Consider the following 21,057-nt stretch of genomic DNA (forward strand, 5'->3'; position numbering starts at 1 on the left):
CCTGGGTTAATCGATTACGACTTCCATCCTACCTCTACGAACCGCATACAGCAGACGATTGATTAAATCTTGCTCGGCTTCGCTGAGGGGATAGGTTAAGAGTGCAGCCACTAAGCCATAGCAGTCTGTAAGAGTTAACTTGCCTTTTTGAGAGGCTTGAGTAAACAACTTAGCGATCGCAGATTCTAGGAGGCGTGTTTCGGACAAATCAGCATTTTTCATAGTACAGCTTCTCACTCTCTACTTCCCAGCCTTCGCGTCAAACTCTTGCTGCTTGTATTCAAGGTATGACAGGCGGCTTGTTTCTCACTTCCCCCAGTGGATTCACCCGACTGGGTAATAGTTTACTACGCCTATTCTGAATACAATTCTGGAAGGATTAACAAATTCTACAGGTTTGCTCATCAGTCTTTGGGAATAGGAAACGCTGAACTCTAGGTAGAACTCTTATGAGGGGGAGCGAGCGCTTTGGTAAATTGCTTGAGTTAATGAGGCGGCGATCGCGTTTTTACCCTATGCTCACAGGTGTTCCCAGCTTGTATATAGGCTGTAGGTCCTCATCATAAAAGCCATCTTCGGGTGCGTAAACGATACCAGCTAATTTCTTAGCTAAATAGGCTTCGAGGCAATCTAGCATTTCCCAGGCGGCGTCTGTTAACCCCAAATAATCGATTTCAATTGCAATGACTTGCTTGCTAGCAGCGAGTTTCTCAATAAGGTTTTGCTGCTGGTTCAGCTTCCCTGACTTACGAATCACTTCTATCGTCTCTTCGATTTCAGAGGCGAGAAGTTGGTCGTTGAGGTTTAGTGCGATTCTTACCGGAGGTTTATCTTCTTGGTAGTGTACGGTGATGAATTTCCAGTGAGTCTCGTCCTGCGCTTCTGCACTTGGCTGTACCTCAAATTTAGGCGGCTCATCGAAATACCAGCCATCTCGGATGAAATCGGTAATCTCGTTGCTGGGTACTAGCTGGGGACTTTGGCAAAATACACGCAGAGAGTAATTCATATTGATTTAACTTTGTCCACAACTTCATCGTTCATACTGTGTTAGTGCTTGATCTAATCCATAAACTTCCATCTGAGCCATACGATCAACTAGGTCGAGACAGCTTGATTGTAATGCCTGATTCTTGGTTTGGGTGTACAGGCGAAGAAGCAGTTGACTGATTTGATTTGCATCTATAAAGCTACGGTTACGAGTATTAGGAGCATCTGACTCAATACCATCTAGAAAGCGATCGCATACTCGATAAGTAGCTTCATCTGGAAGTTTAGCTGTGGTCTCTTCTAATGCACGAATCAAGTTATAGTGGTTAGCCGTGAAGGCGGGACTGTCAACAAATGCCTCCACTAAACTGATGTAATTAGTCAGTTCCTCTCCCTCAAAGTGCAAAAAGCATCTAGCTGCTTGAGAACGCACTTCTTCACTCAAATCATTGAAAAGTTGAATTAAGATATTTTCACAAAATTCCCGCAAGTGTGCGTTACGAAGGTTGGCAACAAATATCTCAGCAGCAGCTATGCGATGAGCTTCTGTACCAGACAGGCAAAGCTCAGCAAGCCAGCCCGCTTCTTCCCTATCCAAAGATATCAAACAGGCTTGTCGAGCGCCGACCTTTACAACTTCGGATAACTCTGATACAATCATTCGCTCAACGATTGATGATAGGGCTTCAAAATGAGTTGGTAAGGCGTAGTACAAAAATTGCTCAACAGTCTGTGTTCCTAGTAGTGTATCTTCAGTTTCACAAAGTTGCTGGAACAAGTTGACAGCTAAATCTCGGTCATAATTCAACACAGCTGTTAGTGCTTCAGCAGCACATGCTCTGACAGCAATGGAAGGGCCTTGAACTATCTGTTGCAGAGGTTGCCGAAAATAAGAGGCGCGGTTTTTGTCAGCAAAGATGAGTGCAGCGATCGCTTCTACAGCGCTGCTTCGTGTAGAGTCAATTCCCGCGTCCGAAATATTACCGCCCTTGTAGACCTGTTCATTGGGAGTCTCCGTGCGCCACAACTCTTGCTCTGGATCAGGGTCTTCCAATGCGTACCAGATCACAATGTCCAAGGCTTGTTGACTCCAAGGCAGTTCAGCTAATTTCTCAATTAGCCAACTAATCGAGCGACCACAAGGTCGGTTAGGTAGTTGGTGGCAGCGTTGACATACACGAAATGCAGTTTCAACACCTAGCCCAACTTCAGCAATACCACGTAGAACGGCATCAAAATAGGATGAATTCGCACTATCTGGGAATCTATGTATGAGTTCAGCAAAGCGTAGTGGTTCATCTTTAACTTGGCTTTGCAAAAGACTGGATAGTTGATGCGCTCCACCTATTAGTTTTCCAGTACTCTGAAATCGAGAGCCTAAGTCATTATAATCATAGCGCTCAATAGCCTTTAACCATTGCTCGTCATTCATTTTGTCTGCTGCTTTTTTAGGTACTGGAGACCCAACAAAAGATGCTTCAATTGACTCTGGGGGGTTAATTTTTCCTAGTGGTTCCAACAACTGTAAATCTGTGAATTTACGCTTCCACTCTTGTAGCCGACTGCTAGCTGCCTTTGTACGCTGGGAGGAAACAATAGCATCTAACAAAACTAGCTGAGGATAGCCTCGAAACTTAAGACCTCTAGCCGTTTTTTCATAGCGACTGTAGTAGTCGAGAATTACTGCTTCAAGTTTTACCAAACTTTCCTCAGAGCAATGTGGAGTAGTTGCTTCTATTAACTGTCGGGTAGCCCAATAGGGAGCAGCATGAATATTTCCATTACCTGCTGAATATCCTGTTTCCAGTCGCGCTGGTTGTTCACAGAGGTAATCGATAGCTTCATCTGCAAATCTTTTTCCGTTCGCGGTGTAAGCACGAATCAACAGAAACTGGATTGTTTCAAAATTAGAGCTACGAAATTGCTGCTCTGCGAGGAGGGAGAAATCTTCAGGATGGTTTGCAGCCAAATGAGACAGTGCCACTTCCATCTCGCTTAACAAGGCGTGATGAAGGTCATAACCTCTACCATAAGGTCGGTAATCCCAGACTGAATCAAACCAAGGTAGATCATTTCCTTGTGTAGCTGTTAACTCTATCACGCGAAGCATGAAGGGAAATAAGTATTCAATAAATGCTCTTGGAGCATTACGTGCGCTCTCGATTAAAACCCGTTCATCAGATTGGCTTTGCGGGAGAGCGCCAGAGTTGCGATCAAAGAGATTAGGTTGTCCAGCAGAAAGACTTAAATCTAAATACCGATTGAGATAACAGCTAATGGCTTCACAAGCCCACTCAGGACGCTCTTTGGGTAAAGAATAGATTTGCATCCAAAAGTCACGACTGTAATTTATAATTCCTCGTGGTTGGTCAAGAATGCCTTCTTGAATAAGTCGCAGGAAAAAATTAAAGAATCGACGCTCAGTACTGAGTTCTGCCCCTTGTATAATCGAGTTGAGCCGATCACGCCATGCTTTCGATACACCAATAAAAGGCTCTGCTAATTCAGCCACTCGATCCGGTATCTGCCTCTGCATAATCGATAGAAGTGTTACCGTTTGCCCAATACGCTCCTCGCTCTCATCCCTTAGCCACTGTTCTATTATTCCAAGCGAGTCCAGCCGTTGAAACCAACGAACAGAGCTACGCATAGTTCGCCAAACTTGTTGTGTAATAGGGTCAGCTTGTTCACCCATCAAGGAGGCTATAATCTCCCATTCTTCTTGTGTAGGGTCATCGAGTGTTGCTAGCAGAGCAAATACTACTTGTTTTATATGAAAGCGGATATTAGGGCTAGTGAGTAAAGCTTGGAGGTCGTTAAGATAGCGATCGCGTTCTGCATCCCGCTCATAAAATAAGATTTGCCGAACTTGAGCGCGTCGAAACAGATGTTGCCGTTCTCTACTCCCCAAAAAGTTCAATAATTCCTCATCTTCACCTACAAATCGACGTGCAAAAGCATAGTCAAAAAAACTTTCATGGAAAAACGAATACTGCTGTCCATCTAGAATCAATACGTGTTCGGATGCCATCCATTCAGCCGTCTTCCCATATCTATCCACACGAGCTTTGGGTGCAGCCAACCTCTGATGTTTACTCATGTAATCACAGAGAGTGTATATTACATCCGTCCAATGCTCAGAATCACCAAGCCGAGCGTGGATAATATCCTTTTTATAGTCCCAGAACTTATCGTATAGATCTTTAGCTGTTCTAAAGTTGAGGGCATGAGCTTTTGAAACGTCTGCAACTTCTGCTAGCAATTTGAGGTGCAGGGGTATAGATAACAACTCTAATTGCTTATTGTTCAGTAAAGTGCCATCTAATCCTAGCTCTACAACCATCTCCCGCACTTTCTCATGAGATAGGCGGTTAACTGTTACCGTTTCGGCAATGCCATTCTCACCTGTTAAACGCTTAAGTCTGCCATCATAATCTAGGTCAAACTTCCGACAAGCTAGCAATAATCGCATTTGCGGATATGCTTTAACTTGATCAATGATTTGCTCGACACAATCCAAGAAATCGGTATTACGACCCGAAGCTGTACTTACAGCATCAAGCTGATCGATAATCAGGACACAATCACGCCCCTGTGCAATATTTGCTAGAACATGAGCAGGAGAACCAGGTAACTTTTCTAACTGCTCCCCAACTTGAGCGGGTGAGTCTGTTGGGTCTAAACGATCTACCCGAAAAGCTATTATCGGCACACCCTTTTTACGAAGCGCTTCCACAGATTGGAGAATTACGCCACTTTTTCCCACTCCAGCTTCACCTGCAACTAATACACCATGTTTACCATCTGGCGAGGTGAGCTTTTCGAGAATAATGTCTACCTCATCTCTAGGGATTACTTTTCCTGCGATCGCTTCCTTGTGCAACCTATCGAGATAGCGATCATTCACTTTATCGACAGCAGCCAAAACGTGAGGGCTTTTACCCCACTCGCGACGGCGAAAGGGTTCTTTCCGGTTCTCTAAATGATGCCAAATGTCATGTGCGGTTAACTCATGATGTACTTTATCTAACGCATATTGAGCCAGCACATCTATAACAGTTGCCGACTCGCCCTCTACCAGTGCTGCTAAACGGCTTTCAACTATGGTGCGTAGAGTATTTTCATCAACTGTTTTGACTTTAATTCGCTTGAGTGCATTGTAAGCGTCTATTTCAGGGCAGTTATTCCAGCAACGGCAGAGTTCTTGGAAATTTCTCAGTCGTTCGCTTGTTTGGGATTTATCAACGTTTAGAAATCCTTGTTTAAACACTTCCCAGGAGTTAGCTCTCATAGAGTTATCAGCTAGTTCATCTAGCTGAAACGCCCTATCAGTAGAAATAAAAGTGCAATTGGCTGTGGGTGTCTTTAGTTTTTTCCAGAAATTTGACAGGATTTTATTATTTCTTAAATTGACTAGCGTCCATGATCCAGTACTCTGTTGCCTTTTAACCTGGTGATATTCACGACTGTCTCCTTTTTCAAGCCAGAACTCAACCCCTTCTCCTTCTTCTCCAGGTGGTTCTAGACATATAGAGTCAGCACTCTCATCTATAACCTCGATCATGCAGAACACCGTCCACCGACCTTCATAGCGGTTGCCGAATTTGTCTGTTGCTCCACCAGGTAAGGGCATATCCTATCTCTCCGACGAGTATTGAAGACTATTCTTCATCACCAGATTATGAGTCCAACCAATTTCTCGCACTAATGGTGCGAGTTTTTCCTTGTTGACATAAGTCTCATAAAATAGCTGCATCCGCCATAGGCACTCGGCGTGGTTTCACACAACAAAGTGAAAAATCTCTTTCCCCTGACACTTGACTCCTGCCCACCAACCCTTATTTTCAGATAAGTGATAGAATATTCCCTCCACAAGGGTATCTTATAGGAACAGAGTGACTGGAAGAAGACTATGGGAGCTGTTCCAAATCCTTCGCTTGATGCAGGTCTTGACGCCCTGCAACAGGCAAATTACTCAGATGCGATCGCTCACCTCGAAGCTGTGCGCGAGACGGAGTTAGACGACTCTCTCGTGACCCAAGCTTCACAGGCGCTTGTAACGGCTTACCAAAGAAGCGGCGATGTTGAAAGTGCGATCGCCCTTTGCCAAGACCTTACTCATCATCCTGACCCCAACGTCCGCGCATGGGCAACGAGTACCCTGGCGGACTTAAACAGCAATGTCCCAGCCACCCCCAGCCGCGCCTCGGTCTCAGATTCTACAGGATTTGTCCCTTTTAACCCGGCTGCATCTCAATCCCAGACGCCTGCACAAAAGACCTCTTTTAATATCAAACAGCGATTGACAGATTCCACGAAGCGTCTGTTTGCTAACGCTCAAACTCAGGACACTCCCAAAAGCACCACTCCGACACCAGCAAAGGCAAACAATCGCAGACTGGCAAATGCTGGGATATCAAGTAATACCCGCTCCAATTCAGCCGCCACAACCGAAAACCCATCCTTACTACCCGCTTCTTACGCTCCCCCCTCGACTCCCGTTCCCTCAATCTTCACTCCCCGCCCTAGATGGCGCAATAGCGGACGTGCCGAGAACTGGAACCCTCTCAAACCCATTAAATTGACACGCCTTTGGCTTGTCGAAGCTGTCACTCTCGTCGCGTTGTTTTGGGTGCTGCAAGTCTTCCTGCGCTTCGTGATGCAGACAACCAACGCCGTCTTGGTACAGGTGCCCTTTTTAGCTCCCATCCAACTCTTCTACCGCGACCCAACTCCCGCGATCGCCATCGTTTTCGCCGTCCTGCTAGTCCTATCTCCCTGGTTGCTGGATGCCGTCTTAAAGTACTTTCATGGTCTTGAAAGTCTCCCTCTAACCCAACTTGCTGCCCGCAGTCCAGAATCTGCCAAGGTGGTGCAACAGTTGTGCCGCCAACGAAAGCTGCCATTACCCAGATTGGGCATTTTACCAACCGATGCCCCAGTGGTTCTTACCTATGGCAATCTCCCCTGGACAGCACGAATTGTCGTCAGTGAGGGCTTACTGACACAACTATCGGATAACGAAGTCGCAACCCTTTATACAGGTCAGTTGGGACATATTGCCCGGTGGGATATCGTCTTGATGTCTCTGGGTGTACTCCTGCTGCAAATCCCTTACACGATTTATTGGCAAATGGCTCAGGCAGGAGAGCGCTTTGCCGACTTTGTCGCCCAAAAACTGCCCTCGTATCGGCGATTTCTGCCGGCTATCGTTCGGGGAATTACCGGAACACTCGCCTCTATCAGTTACGGTATTTACTGGTTATTCCGCCTGCCTCTTCTCTGGTTTTCCAGGGCAAGAGTATTTTATAGCGATCGCATGGCTGTAGAAACAACCGGCAATCCCAATGGCTTGACCCGCGCTTTACTTAAAATTGCCCTAGGAATAGCTGAAGAAATCCAGCATGAGCGCAAAACCAGCGGACTTTTGGAAAGCTTCGACCTATTGCTACCGGTGGGATATCGACAGGCACTGCTCTTTGGCAGTTGTTCTCCCCAAACTTCCTTTGAAACCGTTTTACAGTGGGACTGCACCAACCCTTACCGCGACTGGTTAAGCGCCACTGCTTCCCATCCTCTACTGGGCGAACGTGCTGCCATGCTGGGTCGCAATGCCCAGTTCTGGAAGCTGGACCCTGAATTAAATTTACCTCCCATCGCTCCCCCCGTTCGCACTTTTGGCTCATGGATGTCAAAACTGGTCAATGCTCCTAAAGCATTCCCTCTACTGCAAAGTGCTGTATTTTTCGGACTGCTGCTCGGTATTATCCTCAGGGGTGTTTTTTGGTCAATTGGACAAATTGGCGATCGGCTCAACATTTGGCAGGTGATCTGGATGCACAATGCTAGACCGTTTCTGGACGCTTGCATCCTGGTTGCTTTTAGCCTCAGCCTATTCCTGTGGATTAATCGCTACTTTCCCGACATTAAACCGTCCACGGTACGAACCGAACCCAACTTAGGAGAGTCTCTTTCCCATCCAGCAACCCTACCTCCCGATAGTGAACCCGTTCAGATCACGGGCAAACTCTTAGGGCGTCACGGTTTACTTAACTGGCTAGGACAGGACTTAATCTTGCAAACCTCCACGGGTTTGGTGAGACTCCACTTCTCATCCTTTTTAGGACCCTTGGGCAATCTCCTACCTAAACCGACTCGTCCCAGCAATTTAGTAGACCAGCAAGTGACCGTTACTGGCTGGTTTCGCCGGGGTGTAACGCCCTGGATTGACATTGAAACGCTACGCAGCCAAGGTGGCAAAGTGACACGAGCCAACTATCCCCTCTGGCTGACTCTGCTTGCCCTTGTCGCTGCCCTCTGGGGAGCTTACCAAATTTGGCAAGCCTGATGTGAAGAACGCCAGAAATGTATTGTGCCTCTAGAACGCCGATTCAGTAATCGCGATTCGGTAGGATACACCCTTCATTGCTACTAAATGTAAAGAAATATTGCAAACCCTAGCGTTTATTGTTACATTTATTTACATCTAGCCTTGGCATAGCCAATATGAGCTGAGAAGCTCATTAACTTAACCTTGGGTAGGGTTGAGGTGTCTTTGTACTAGGTATTCTCCCTCCAACACAGCAGGTTTTACCAGTCACCGCGAATGACTGGTTTTTTACTATTTAGAGGTTTCTTGGCGGCTTTTATGGACTGGCAAGGGCGGGGAGTACTTTCTCGCCAAACTCCTCGATAAACGGCTGCTGCTCTCGGTTAACGTTATGCAAAATCAGTTGACTAAATCCGAGTTCCAGATCCTTGGATAACCACTCAATGTGCTGCTGAGGGTCAGCAGAAATCCGCACCCCCCTATCCATATCCTCCGGTTTCATAAACTCCGCCGCTGCATCGAACTGCTTGGGAGTCCAGAGTTCCGCTAGGGTAGCACTCTTGAAGATGTTAGTACTCCACTGCTCGTAGGCTCCTTGTCGTGCTTCGGCTTCATTGTGTGCATAGGCGAGTTGCACTTTGAGATACATCGGCTTACCCTCTCCCCCACCGCGATAAAATGCTTCCACCACTTTCCGGAGTTCCTCCGGGGGGCGAGAGATGGTAATCAGTCCATCCGCCCAAGAACCCATCCACTCGGCTGTTTCGGCGGTGACGGCGGCTCCAATCATCAGAGGGGGAATTTCCGGTCGGGTGTAGAGCTTTGCCTCCTCAACGCGCACCCGTCCGTAGTGAGTCACTGTTTCTCCAGCCCACAGAGCGCGCATAATATCGGCACACTCCTTAAGGCGAGCATTCCGTTCACCCTTAGGAGGCCAGTGATCTCCTGTAATTCGCTCGTTGAGTGCCTCGCCACTTCCCACGGCGACCCAGAAGCGCTGGGGGAACATTTCTGCAAGCGTTGCGACGGCTTGAGCCACAATCGCGGGGTGATAGCGTTGTCCAGGAGCGCAAACAACCCCAAAAGGCAGGGACGTTGCTTGCAAGGCGGCACCGAGCCATGCCCAAGAGAAACCGCTTTCCCCTTGGCGATCGCTCCAAGGATGGAAATGGTCGGAAGATGATGCTGCCGTGAACCCCGCTTGCTGAGCCGCTTGAACGTATTTTAGGAGTTCACTTGGCTTGAACTGCTCATGGGAAGCATGATAAGCAATCTTGGTCATACTGATTTCTGCAATGGAGGAAGATTAGAGCCTGCATCCGTATTTTGTCTTCTCGGCTCTCACCACTCCTCTAGCTAAAAGCGGATAGTGAATCATGATTGACCGAATGACTTCTTTAAAACGAGCGCCACATGACAGAGTCGCGATCGCCCAAAAGGGGGCGGCCTAAACAACAAACGCCGGACTTGGCAAGAAGCCATCACCAAAAACTCTTTGTGCTGTTTAGGCTTCGTCACAATATTATGAAAATCTCTCAACTCCTTTTGTTGCACATGGAGGCCAACAGCTCAGGTTGAGAGAACTTAAAAATTGGTTACAAATAGGACAAGGTTTAATTTAGATGACTGAGCCATTAAAGCCTTGACAAAATTATTAAAAATCTCTTCGCTAATGCTAAAGCGAACGAGGGAAAATCGCTCACAGAAATTAACTGCAAAAATAGCCATTTAGAACAACCCATGAAGATTGATCTGGGAACAGACGAAAATATTACTCTTACTAAAGCGCTCAAAGAAGCTCTGGTGGAGAGTGAAAGACGGTTTCGCGCCATTTTTGACCATACCTTTCAATTTACTTGGCTTCTAAAAACGGATGGAACTCTGCTAGAAGCCAATCAAAGAGCGTTAAATTTCAGGGAACAGAAGCGTTCGGATGTTATAAACCGTCCGTTTTGGGAGGCTCCGTGGTGGAGCCATTCTCCAAGCATCCAGGAGCAAATCAAGCTTGGGAGCGCAGCAGCCGCTCAGGGTGAATGTGTGCGTTACGAGGTGGATATTAGAGGTGCTTTTGACGCTGTGATGACCCTTGATTTCTCCATCAAGCCGTTCACAGATGAAACCGGTCAAGTCGTACTGCTGATTGCTGAAGGATGTGACATTAGCGATCGCAAGCAAGTGGAAGCTTTATTAGCCGAACAAAATCATATCTTGGAAATGATTGCCAAAGGGGAACCCCTGCGAGACGTTCTCAGCATCATCGCCCAGATGATTGAGCAGCAAATCCCTCAGTGTTGGTGTTCCTTTCTCTTACTAGACAAAAACGGGGTCACGCTCCGACATGGAGCCGCTCCCAGCCTGCCAGACGCCTATAACGAAGCGATCGATGGCCTAACCATTGGCCCCTATGCTGCCTCCTGCGGTACCGCTGCTTATTGGGGAGAAGCCGTGATTGTCGAGGATATTGACACTCATTCTGTGTGGGCAGATTTCCGGGATTTGGCACTTTCCTATGGACTGAGAGCCTGTTGGTCTCGTCCCATCTGTTCGACCGTGGGGAAAGTCTTAGGCACAATTTCCATCTATTACCGCCAACCCCATACCCCGAACCGCTACGAACAAGAACTCACGGGTAAAGCCACTCAACTTGCCCGAATTGCGATCGAGCGTTCTTTTGCACAGGAGGAATTACTTCGCAGTAATGCCATGCTCAAAGCCCAACAAGAAGCCGCACTTGATGGGATTCTGGTGATCGATGAAAATCGCCAAATTGCATCCTACAACCAGCGTTTTTGCCAGTTGTGGCAGATTTCACCTCAGCTTGCTGACACCGGGGATGAAGGACGGCTGCTCAATGAGATGCTTTCGCAACTCCAAAACCCACAGCAATTTCTGGCTGAAGCCGAGTATCTCTACGCTCATCCGACAGAAACGAGCTACGCTGAAGTCACCTTCATCGATGGGCGAATTTTTGAATTTTACTCCGCCCCCGTCCTCTCTCCCTCCAGGGGCTACTATGGCAGAATTTGGTACAACCGAGACATCACAGAGCGTAAGCGAGCCGAAGCGGCATTGCGTCAGACAGAAGAAAAATATCGCTTACTCGTCGAGTCGGCTGGGGATGCGATTATCGCCGTGGATGCAGAAACCGAGATTATCCTAGAGGCGAATCAGATGGCGGAAAACCTTCTCGGACGCACGCGATTTGAACTGATTGGTCTGCATCAAACCGAGATTCAACCCCCCGAACGGCGCGAAAAATATACAACTCTTTTTAAGAAACACGTTGAGGTCAGTGGTGTTCTGCAAAGCGAAGTGGAATTATTTCACAAAGACGGGACGATTGTGCCGGTTGAAGTGAGTGCGACCGTTGTAGATGTGCAAGGCAAAAAAATTGTTCAGGGAATTTTTCGGGACATTCGCGATCGCAAACAAACCGAGAAGATACTCAAACAAGCTAAAGTTGCCGCTGAAGCTGCCAACCGCGCTAAAAGTGAATTTTTAGCGAATATGAGCCATGAATTACGTACTCCATTAAATGGAATTTTAGGCTACACCCAAATCTTGAAACGAGAGCCTAATCTCAACGTCAAGCAACAGGAGCAACTCGGCATCATTCAACAGTGCGGAGAACATTTGTTAACACTGCTCAATGACATTTTAGACCTCTCCAAAATCGAAGCCCGGAAAATGGAACTGTACCTGAGTGATTTTCAGTTTCCTCATTTTCTGGACAGCATTATCGAAATCGTTCGCATTCATGCCGAACAAAAAAACATTTTCTTTCGTTATGAGCTGCTTTCCGAAATTCCGGCCTTTGTCACGGGTGATGAAAAACGTCTGCGGCAAGTCCTGATTAACCTCCTCGGCAATGCCGTTAAATTTACGGACACGGGCGGGGTAACCTTTAAAGTCGGCTATGTCATGGGGACTGGAGAGTGGGGACAAGGAGGATTTTCCAGTATGTCCTTGTCTGAGGATACTCCCTTATCTCATGCTTCTTCCCCATTCCCTATGACCAAAATGCGCTTCTTGATCGAAGACACTGGCATTGGTATGCCATCCGAGCAAATTGCAGACATCTTTTTACCCTTCCATCAAATCGGTGACCCGACGCGTCAGGCAGAAGGTACAGGATTAGGACTCGCCATCAGCCAAAAATTAGTGCAACTCATGGGTGGCAAGCTGCATGTAGAAAGTCGCTTGGGTCAAGGTAGTGTTTTCTGCTTGGATTTAGATTTACCAAGGGTATCGGAAGAAGCTGACATCGCCGAACATCATGAAGGGAGGGTGATTCAGTTAAAAGAAAAATACAGGTTGCTGGTGGTAGACGATAAATGGGAAAATCGCTCGCTTCTGGTTGACCTCCTCACTCCTGTGGGCTTTGAAGTCCTTGAAGCCAGAAACGGTCAAGAGGGTCTGAATCAGGCGCTTCAACATAAACCGGATGTAATCTTGCTCGATATGGTCATGCCAGGAATGGACGGCTTTGAGGCGGTGAAGAAACTCAGGGAGTTACCTAACCTGGATCGGGTTGTGGTGATCGCGATGTCAGCCAGCGCTTTCGATAATGACCAAGAAAAGTGTTTAGCCGCAGGTTGTGATGGCTTTATCTCCAAACCTGTACAGGTAGAAAAACTCTTAGGACAGCTACGCCACCATTTGGGGTTGGAATGGGTATACGAAGAAACAGATATAGACACACTCACGGTGCCTGAGGGTGCGAGTGATCCAATTCCCCTATCTCCCAAGGTAGCGATTAGGGATGAACGGAACAATCCAGTCCACACAGGGCTTCCTCTTCCGGGGAACTCACTCCCCGCTACACCTTATGCCTATGCTTGGCAAACCCTAACCGTGCCTCCCCCCTCCGAAGAACTTAAGGCTCTCTATGAACTCGCCATGATGGGCGACATTAGAGGTATCCAACAACAAGCCAAGAGACTTGAACAGTTAAACGAGCAATTTGCACCCTTTGCCAAACAGTTGAGTCAATTAGCTAAAGGCTTTCAAGAAAAACAAATTCTGGAATTTGTGAGAAAGTATCTGGCAGAAGATGAATGAATATCGCATACCCTGACAAAGAGACTATCCTCTTTGTTGATGATAGCCCGACTACTTTAGAATTACTGTTTGAATTTTTGACGGATACTGGATTCCACGTCTTAATCGCTCGGAATGGTGAAAGTGCCCTTCAAATCGCTCAAGCTGAGCATCCAGATTTGATTTTTTTGGATATCATTATGCCTGGAATGGACGGGTTTGAAACATGTCGTCGCTTGAAAACTAATGATTCCACACAAGACATTCCCGTCATTTTTATGACGGCTTTATCTCAAACGGCAGTCGTGGTCAAAGGGTTTCAATTGGGAGCCGTTGATTTTATTATCAAACCAGCTCAAAAAGAAATTATTCTTGCCCGTGTCACCACTCACCTGACGATTGAAAAATTGAAGCATAGTCTCCTTGTACAAAATGCACGGCTGCAACAAGAAATTCAGCAGCGTCAGCAGGTGGAATCTGCCCTTCAGGAGGCGAATCAACAACTACATCGCTTAGCGACTTCAGATCCTTTGACGCAACTGGCAAACCGCCGTCTATTTGATGAATGCTTGAGCAAAGGTTGGAGTATTTTGGCTAGGGAAAAATTGCCTTTATCGTTGTTACTTTGTGATGTCGATTTTTTCAAACTGTATAACGATAGCAAGGGTCATCAAGCCGGAGATGAGTGTTTACACCAAGTGGCTCAAGCCATGAAGCGCACGGTGAAGCGTCCGGCTGATTTAGTGGCTCGTTATGGAGGGGAAGAATTTGCCGTGATTTTACCCAATACCAATGGGGAAGGGGCACTGCGAGTGGCAGCAGAAATTCAAGGTTCACTCAGAACGCTGGAAATTGTTCATCCACAATCCCCCATTAGTGAATTTGTCACTCTCAGTGTGGGAGCCTCTTGTACCATTCCTTGGTATAAAGGTTCTCCAGAAGCCCTAATTGCCCTGGCGGATCGGGCGCTATATCAAGCGAAACAATCGGGACGCGATCGCACTATTTTTATCCCTTTGACAAACACGGATAGTCGAGATGTTTGTCCCCAATGAGGCATGGTAATGGGGAATTGGTCGTTCATTTATCATAAATTGTAAATAATAATTTATCAAAAATAACACATGAATAATTCCCAAGAAAGTCTAAGCGCCATGAGCGCAGAGAATAAGAAAGGCGTCATTGTAATTGTCGATGATAAACCAACAAATCTGGGAGTATTATTTGACTTTTTGACCGATTCTGGTTTCAAAGTCTTAGTGGCTCAAGATGGTGAAAGTGCCATTCAAAAAGTTGAATATGCTCATCCTGATCTGATCTTATTGGATGTAATGATGCCGGGAATTGATGGGTTTGAAACGTGCCGACGCCTGAAAGCTAATCCTGCAACTCAAGACATCCCGGTAATTTTTATGACTGCGCTTTCTGAGGCGGTGGATAAGGTTAAAGGTTTCAGTCTTGGAGCTGTCGATTATGTCACTAAGCCGATGCAGCAAGAAGAAGTACGAGCCAGAGTCACCACTCACCTGACACTCCGGAACCTGCATCATAAGCTACAAGAGCAAAATCTACAGCTTCAAAAAGCTGAGGAAAAATATCGCAGTATTGTTGAGAATGCCACAGAAGGAATTTTTCAGGCAACGCCTGAGGGGCGATACATCACGGCGAATCCTGCATTGGCACGAATCCTCGGCTACTCCTCTCCAGAAGCATTGATGAATGAAATGAGCAATATTGGCAAGCAACTTTATCTTGAACCGATGCGTCGTGACGATTTAATCGCTTTGATGAACCGCGAAGATACCTTATCAGATTTTGAATCTCAGGTTTATCGCAAAGATGGTAGCGTCATCTGGATTTCGGAAAATATTCGCACCGTCAGAGATGCCAATGGGAAGTTGCTTTACTACGAGGGCAGTGTTACCGACATTACAGAGCGTAAACAGTCTGAAGTTGCCCTACGCCTCGCCCGGAAACGAGCGGAACTTCTACTGCTCAATATCCTACCCCAACCCATTGCCGAACGTTTGAAACGAGGTCAGCGCACGCTGGCTGAGAGCTTTGAAGATGTAACGGTTCTGTTTGCGGATCTGGTTGACTTTACCAAGTTCTCGGCGCAAACCTCTCCGACAGAACTGGTGGAACTACTGAATGTGATTTTCTCCAAGTTTGACCGACTGGCAGAGCAGCATGGTATTGAGAAAATCAAGACAATTGGTGATGCCTATATGGTCGTTGCAGGTTTGCCGACGCCTCGTCCAGATACGGCGGGAGCGATCGCTCAAATGGCCTTGGATATGCAAGACGCTATTACCCAGCTCAACACCGAGCTGGGTAGAACGTTCCGGCTGAGAATTGGCATTCATTCCGGTCCTGTCGTCGCGGGTGTGATTGGCATTAGAAAATTTAGCTATGACCTCTGGGGTGATACGGTTAACATCGCTTCTCGCATGGAATCTCAAGGTCTACCGGGTTCGATTCAGGTTTCTGCGACGACCTATGAGCGATTACGCGATCGCTATCTGTTTGAGGAGCGAAGCCCAATTCAGGTCAAAGGTAAGGGAGAGATGATTACTTATCTGCTCATTAGCAGAAAGCCGGACGGTTGAAAATTAGATTCTTGCAAAAGAATGAACAGAATATGTATTGAAGGAAAATCGGTTATTCAGTATGCGATAGCGAAGCGCAGCAGAGTTCAGAGCGCAAAGTCAGAGGGACTGGTTGAGATCGATAATGCTGCTGTTGTCTCCCACAGGTTGAAGACCCATGAGAACGCGAAGCAATCCTTCCACAGCGTGCACAGGACTTACGCACTCACGCCATATGTAGGGAAAAATTTATTCAGTCATGGTAAGTGCCTGACGTTTGAGAAGTTTAGTGCTTAAAATCGAAATTTCTCCGGCGTATTGTTGACAAAAATTGCATAATTGTGGTAACAATTAATAGTTTTTGAGCAACATTGGTGTTCAGCTAAAGACTAAAGGAAGTAAAAATTATGGCAATTGTAGTTGACAGCGGTAAAACTCGTTCTCTAATCAAAGATGCAATCAATCAAACAAATGTAAAAGTGGCGACTGAGTCACCAGCAATGACATTGAGCAACTTGTATCAGACCAAGTCTTAGTCTCTCAGTCTGCCTGTAAAATGGGCTGCTAAGTAATGCTGTTACCTCTTGGTAATACATAAATATCGTACAAAAAGCTACAAAAACTTAGGGAAATGCCTATGAGACCAAGTAAATTTGCATCTCTTCAGGGCATTTCCTTAAGATCTGCCTATCAGCCTGCTTCAGATGAAGAAGCACTCTTCTGTTATGAGAACCATCGATGTCTCGCTTGTAACGCCATCGCCTCTGCCAGTAGTTTGCCAGACGCATCTGTATTGCAAATCGAGCGAATTTTTTTCAAAGCTTTACCGAAATCTTGTGATTGTGGCTTTACAAACGAAATTTTTCTGATTTTAAACAACCTCCTGCGTCCCACAGACCCTAAAATACCTAAGGCGAACGAAGCGATCGCCCAAGCAGCAGAGAAAGATTTATTACTGGATGCTTTTTTAGAAGAACAATTAGTGGCATCAACAGTTGCGATTCACCAAGGAAAACTGGATGCTGCTATTGAGATTAATCGCGACTTAAATGCCCGGTTTCCAGACTTTTTTTTGCCGTTTTACAACCTGGGAGTAATCTACACTAAGCAACAACGTTATTCTGAAAGCTTGGAAGCTTATGAAGCAGCTTTGAGATTAAACCCAGAGCATTCAGAATCTCTAGTGAATAAAGCTCTGGTGCAGATGCACCTCTCGCAACTGCAAGAAGCTGGCGCAACTTACGAGCAGTGGCGCAGCATGAATTCAGAGGGGACAGCAGTTCTAGCTACAGCAGAGGGAATGTTTGGTAAGGTAACGGTATTTGATACACCTGAAATTCGTGCCCTCTGCATTAATGAGCAAATGCAGGGAGCGTTTGACAAACAACCTGCTGCTAACGAATACGAACCCCATTGCCGACCTGGGCCAGGACCGTTAAGCTCTCTCTACTACACAGCTGGCTTTCTTCTAGTGGGTTGCCACATGCCTCGTGCATCGGGCTTGGTGATAGGACTGGGTTGCGGGTCAGGTCTAATTATGGGGCTGGCTTGTTTCCCAGAAATGCGTCTGACTGTAGTGGAAATCGATCCGACAGTGATTCGGCTTTGCTTAACCTTCTTCCCCCTCGTGCAGCATTACATCAATGCAGGTCGGTTGCAAATTATAGAAAGCGATGGAGCAGCGTTCCTGCAATCAAATGAGCAGCGATTCGACTTCATCAACTTTGATGTCTACACAGGAGAAGGAGAATTTCCAACCAAGCTTAGGACAGTCGAATTTATTAAGCGAATAAAGGCTAGTGCATCGCTGTTGTTCATTAACATCATTGGCAGCCTCAGCGAACCGTATTTACATCGAGTCCTTGCGACGTTCGATGCTGCGGGTCAGCCAATTCACACCCTTTATCATTGCCTACCCCTTGAAGGGAATGAAACCAATCCCATGAACTGGCTTGCCTTCACTCAAGCACTAACTGTACCAGATGACTTTATCCCTTTTGCCGACCTGACAGGAGAGCAAATAGAAACAGTCAGGCACAATTTCTCATCGGTACGGCAAAATGGCATATCGCCTGCAAGAGTGCGTACCTATATTGAGCAGATTGGTCTACACGTCGAACCTTATAGGGATTAAGCCGAGATAGACGAACAATAGTGCAAGACCCTCCATGAGTTTTGCACACAAACATTGGATAAAAGTTGTTCTCCCCATATCCCCCTTTCCTCCTCTCCCCCTCATTCCTGATTACGGCTAATCATCCTGACCCGACATTGAGGGCTTTCTGCTCAACTTTGACCCCTAAATATAGCGTTCAAAAAATTTAAATACTCTACGAATAGCGTGCAATTGAATAATCATTGGTAGGGTTAAGTGTAAGGAAAGTCGAAATGCCCTTCAACTTCTAACTGCTAAATAACCGAGCTAGAGAGACCTGTGCTACTATCTGGGAAAACATTCTCTTAATGTCGATCACCAATGGGCAAGGTTCTGGTGTTAAACGCCTCCTACGAACCGCTCAATATCACCAACTGGCGACGGGCGGTTGTCTTGTTGATCAAAGGGAAAGCGGAGCAGGTTGAACACAACGGCAAATACGTCTACTCAGAATTCCCTCTCCCTACAGTTATCCGACTTCGGCATTACGTGCGGGTTCCCTACAAAGAAATCCCTCTAACTCGCCGAAATATCCTCCACCGGGATGGACACTCTTGTCAATACTGCGGTTATACGGGTGATGAACTCACGCTCGATCATGTGATTCCTCGCTCTCGCCACGGAGGAGATACTTGGGAAAATATTGTCACCGCCTGTGTACGCTGCAATGTTAAAAAAGGCAGCCGCACCCCTAAAGAAGCCAATATGATACTGCGGAATCAGCCTCGTAGACCTTACAGCAGCTTGCACTTTGAAGTTGCCAAACATGTGAAGGGGGGATTGCATCAAGAGTGGCGAAAGTATGTGATCGGCATTTAACACTCTACCTTTAAGCAGAGTTATAAAATCAACAACTTACAATTCTACCAACAGAGTCATGGTCGGAAAACACGACCACTCGATAAGATATGGCTTACTGGTTGTTTTGCGAAAATAGAAGAGGGTGGCGCACCAGTTGAACAGCTAACCGCTCCAATAAAAATACGATTGATGCGGCGCTGGCAAGAACCCGGCTTACCTTACTACAACCCAACATGCCATCGAACTCGCTCACGTCTATTAATGATTCATTCCCATCCGCTACTCCTTCAGAGTTGATCGCTGTTGAACCTCAACAGCCTCCAGACTCTCACGAGAAGGTAAGTAGTAATCTCAGTCATTCTCGTGAGAAACGGTGGCATGAATCCTCACCTGAAGAGAAGGTCGCTGAATTTCGACAGATGCTGAAGCGTCATGGCAGAGAACGTCAGCTCATTCTCATCCAAGATTTCCCTGACCCGGATGCCTTGTCCAGCGCTTGGGCTTACCAGCTCATTGTGCAACAGCACAATATCCAATGTGATATTGTCTACGCGGGGACTCTCTCGCACCAGGAAAACATTGCGTTGGTTAAGCTAACTAACTTACCCGCAAAACGCTGGGGTGTCCAGACGTTGAAGGATCGCGATTTATCGATCTATCAAGGCTGTGTGCTGATCGATAACCAGGGAACAACGAGTCAATTGATGCCTCTGGTCAAACAATCCGGTCTGCCGATCATCGCAATTATTGACCATCACAGAACTCAGGGCGACTTAGAAGCTGAGTTTGTCGATATTCGTCCTCAGACACGAGCGACAGCCACGATTTTAACCCAGTACCTTCAGGCGGGGTTACTGAAACTAGACAGTAGCATTAATGAACATGTTAAGTGTGCTACAGCCTTAATGCATGGTCTGAGATCGGATACCAATCGGCTTATGCAGGCACAGGAAGAAGATTTCTTGGTGGCAGGGTATCTCAGTCGGTTCTATGACCCCCAATTGCTGAATGCTGTACTCCAAACCGCGCGATCGCGCCGCGTCATGGATGTGATTGAGCGATCGCTCAAAAATCGCCTGGTACAGAATAACTTCTCCATTGCGGGGGTTGGCTACCTGCGTTACGATGACCGGGATGCTATCCCCCAAGCGGCTGACTTTTTGGTGACGGAAGAAAACGTTCATACGGCAGTGGTTTATGGCATCGTTCACGACGAAGACGAAGAAGTAGAAGTCGTGATTGGCTCCTTGAGAACCAACAAACTCACCCTTGACCCCGATGAGTTCATCAAAGAAGCTTTTGGTCAAGATAGTAATGGACGCTTCTTTGGCGGTGGACGCATGATGGCAGGTGGATTTGAAATTCCCATTGGGTTTTTGGGCAGCTTCAATGATAATGCTGAGTACGCCAAGATGAAGTGGGAAGTGTTTGATATCCAAATTAAGCAAAAACTTCTGCGCCTGGTGAATCCCAAGGACAATCTGATCAATACCGCCTAACCGATTGTGGATTTTGAATAGAGAATCGTAAAATAAAATCCTCCTCCTGCTTGGACGTTGCTTAGCTTTAAGAAGCGGTGTATCTATGGAATTATATTTAATTCGTCACGGCATCGCCGCTCTGAGAGAGGATTACACCAATGAGCAAGAACGTCCGCTAACCGATAAAGGGCGTCAAAAAACGGCTCAAGTCGCGAAACAACTTTATGACCGGAGTCTGCGTTTTGACCTAATTTTGACAAGTCCTTTAGTACGAGCCAAAGAGACGGCTGTCATCCTGCAAAAGGCGGGTTTAGCTTCCAATGTTGAAGAATTTCCCGCTCTTGCTCCAGATGGCGATATCGAGGCTTGGGTCAGTTGGCTAGAGCAACATCGGCAGACGATGGCTATAGAAAAAGGCTTGGCGTTAGTCGGTCATCAACCCGATTTAGGCAACTGGGCGGAAATATTGGTTTGGGGTGAAGCCCAAGAAAAGCTAATCCTTAAAAAAGCCGGAGTCATCGGCATAAAGGTTCCAGACACCGAGTCCCCCATAGGTCAGAGTGAACTGTTCTTGTTGACCTCGCCTAAGTGGTTCCTTTAATCAGGATTTAACAAATTTTGTAATACAAGCGACTAATATAGAAGTTTCTGGTAAGTTAGCCTGAGAACATT

The 21,057-nt window shown here is 46.6% G+C and carries 13 protein-coding genes; 9 read left to right on the plus strand and 4 right to left on the minus strand.

From position 1 onward, the window contains the following. Positions 1–6 precede the first annotated feature (6 nt). From NDI48_21410 to NDI48_21420, 3 genes are all read right to left on the minus strand, one after another. Complete coding sequence (locus NDI48_21410; protein ID MEP0833727.1) at positions 7–222, minus strand: hypothetical protein; 216 nt, start codon at positions 220–222, stop codon at positions 7–9. Positions 223–508: 286 nt separating this feature from the next. Further along, positions 509–1,009, minus strand: a complete 501-nt coding sequence (locus NDI48_21415; GenBank protein MEP0833728.1) for a hypothetical protein — start codon at positions 1,007–1,009, stop codon at positions 509–511. A 24-nt stretch (positions 1,010–1,033) separates the two neighbouring features. After that, complete coding sequence (locus NDI48_21420) at positions 1,034–5,623, minus strand: hypothetical protein (GenBank protein ID MEP0833729.1); 4,590 nt, start codon at positions 5,621–5,623, stop codon at positions 1,034–1,036. A 279-nt stretch (positions 5,624–5,902) separates the two neighbouring features. Between NDI48_21420 and NDI48_21425 the strand changes: the two genes are divergently transcribed. After that, a complete protein-coding gene (locus NDI48_21425) occupies positions 5,903–8,338 on the plus strand; it encodes a M48 family metalloprotease (GenBank protein MEP0833730.1) in 2,436 nt (811 codons plus the stop codon). A gap of 298 nt (positions 8,339–8,636) precedes the next feature. Here NDI48_21425 and NDI48_21430 read toward each other — a convergent pair whose 3' ends face one another. Beyond that, entirely contained in the window at positions 8,637–9,602 is a 966-nt protein-coding gene (locus NDI48_21430; protein ID MEP0833731.1) for a TIGR03885 family FMN-dependent LLM class oxidoreductase, read from the minus strand. Between the two features lie 458 nt (positions 9,603–10,060). Here NDI48_21430 and NDI48_21435 point away from each other — a divergent pair, with 458 nt between their 5' ends. From NDI48_21435 to sixA, 8 genes are all read left to right on the plus strand, one after another. Beyond that, positions 10,061–13,381 (plus strand): PAS domain S-box protein, encoded by a 3,321-nt coding sequence (locus NDI48_21435; GenBank protein ID MEP0833732.1) that lies wholly within the window; start codon positions 10,061–10,063, stop codon positions 13,379–13,381. Beyond that, positions 13,378–14,415 carry a PleD family two-component system response regulator gene (locus NDI48_21440; GenBank protein ID MEP0833733.1) on the plus strand — a complete coding sequence of 346 codons (1,038 nt, stop codon included), beginning with the start codon at positions 13,378–13,380 and terminating at the stop codon, positions 14,413–14,415. The genes NDI48_21435 and NDI48_21440 overlap by 4 nt, the downstream gene beginning before the upstream one ends. Positions 14,416–14,484: 69 nt before the next feature. Continuing rightward, positions 14,485–15,969, plus strand: coding sequence for a response regulator (locus tag NDI48_21445; protein ID MEP0833734.1), 1,485 nt, complete (start codon positions 14,485–14,487; stop codon positions 15,967–15,969). A 386-nt stretch (positions 15,970–16,355) separates the two neighbouring features. After that, positions 16,356–16,484: a RebB family R body protein gene (locus tag NDI48_21450; protein ID MEP0833735.1), complete on the plus strand. Its 129-nt coding sequence runs from the start codon at positions 16,356–16,358 to the stop codon at positions 16,482–16,484. 101 nt (positions 16,485–16,585) lie between these two features. Next, positions 16,586–18,082 carry a protein arginine N-methyltransferase gene (locus NDI48_21455; protein ID MEP0833736.1) on the plus strand — a complete coding sequence of 499 codons (1,497 nt, stop codon included), beginning with the start codon at positions 16,586–16,588 and terminating at the stop codon, positions 18,080–18,082. Between the two features lie 342 nt (positions 18,083–18,424). Beyond that, positions 18,425–18,922, plus strand: a complete 498-nt coding sequence (locus NDI48_21460; protein ID MEP0833737.1) for an HNH endonuclease — start codon at positions 18,425–18,427, stop codon at positions 18,920–18,922. A gap of 215 nt (positions 18,923–19,137) precedes the next feature. Beyond that, the gene (locus tag NDI48_21465; protein ID MEP0833738.1) at positions 19,138–20,403 is read left to right on the plus strand and encodes a bifunctional oligoribonuclease/PAP phosphatase NrnA; all 1,266 of its coding nucleotides are present in this window, start codon (positions 19,138–19,140) and stop codon (positions 20,401–20,403) included. 85 nt (positions 20,404–20,488) lie between these two features. After that, positions 20,489–20,986 carry a phosphohistidine phosphatase SixA gene (sixA, locus tag NDI48_21470; GenBank protein MEP0833739.1) on the plus strand — a complete coding sequence of 166 codons (498 nt, stop codon included), beginning with the start codon at positions 20,489–20,491 and terminating at the stop codon, positions 20,984–20,986. Positions 20,987–21,057: the final 71 nt, after the last annotated feature.

The organism is Microcoleus sp. AS-A8, assembly GCA_039962225.1.
Lineage (GTDB): Bacteria > Cyanobacteriota > Cyanobacteriia > Cyanobacteriales > Coleofasciculaceae > Allocoleopsis.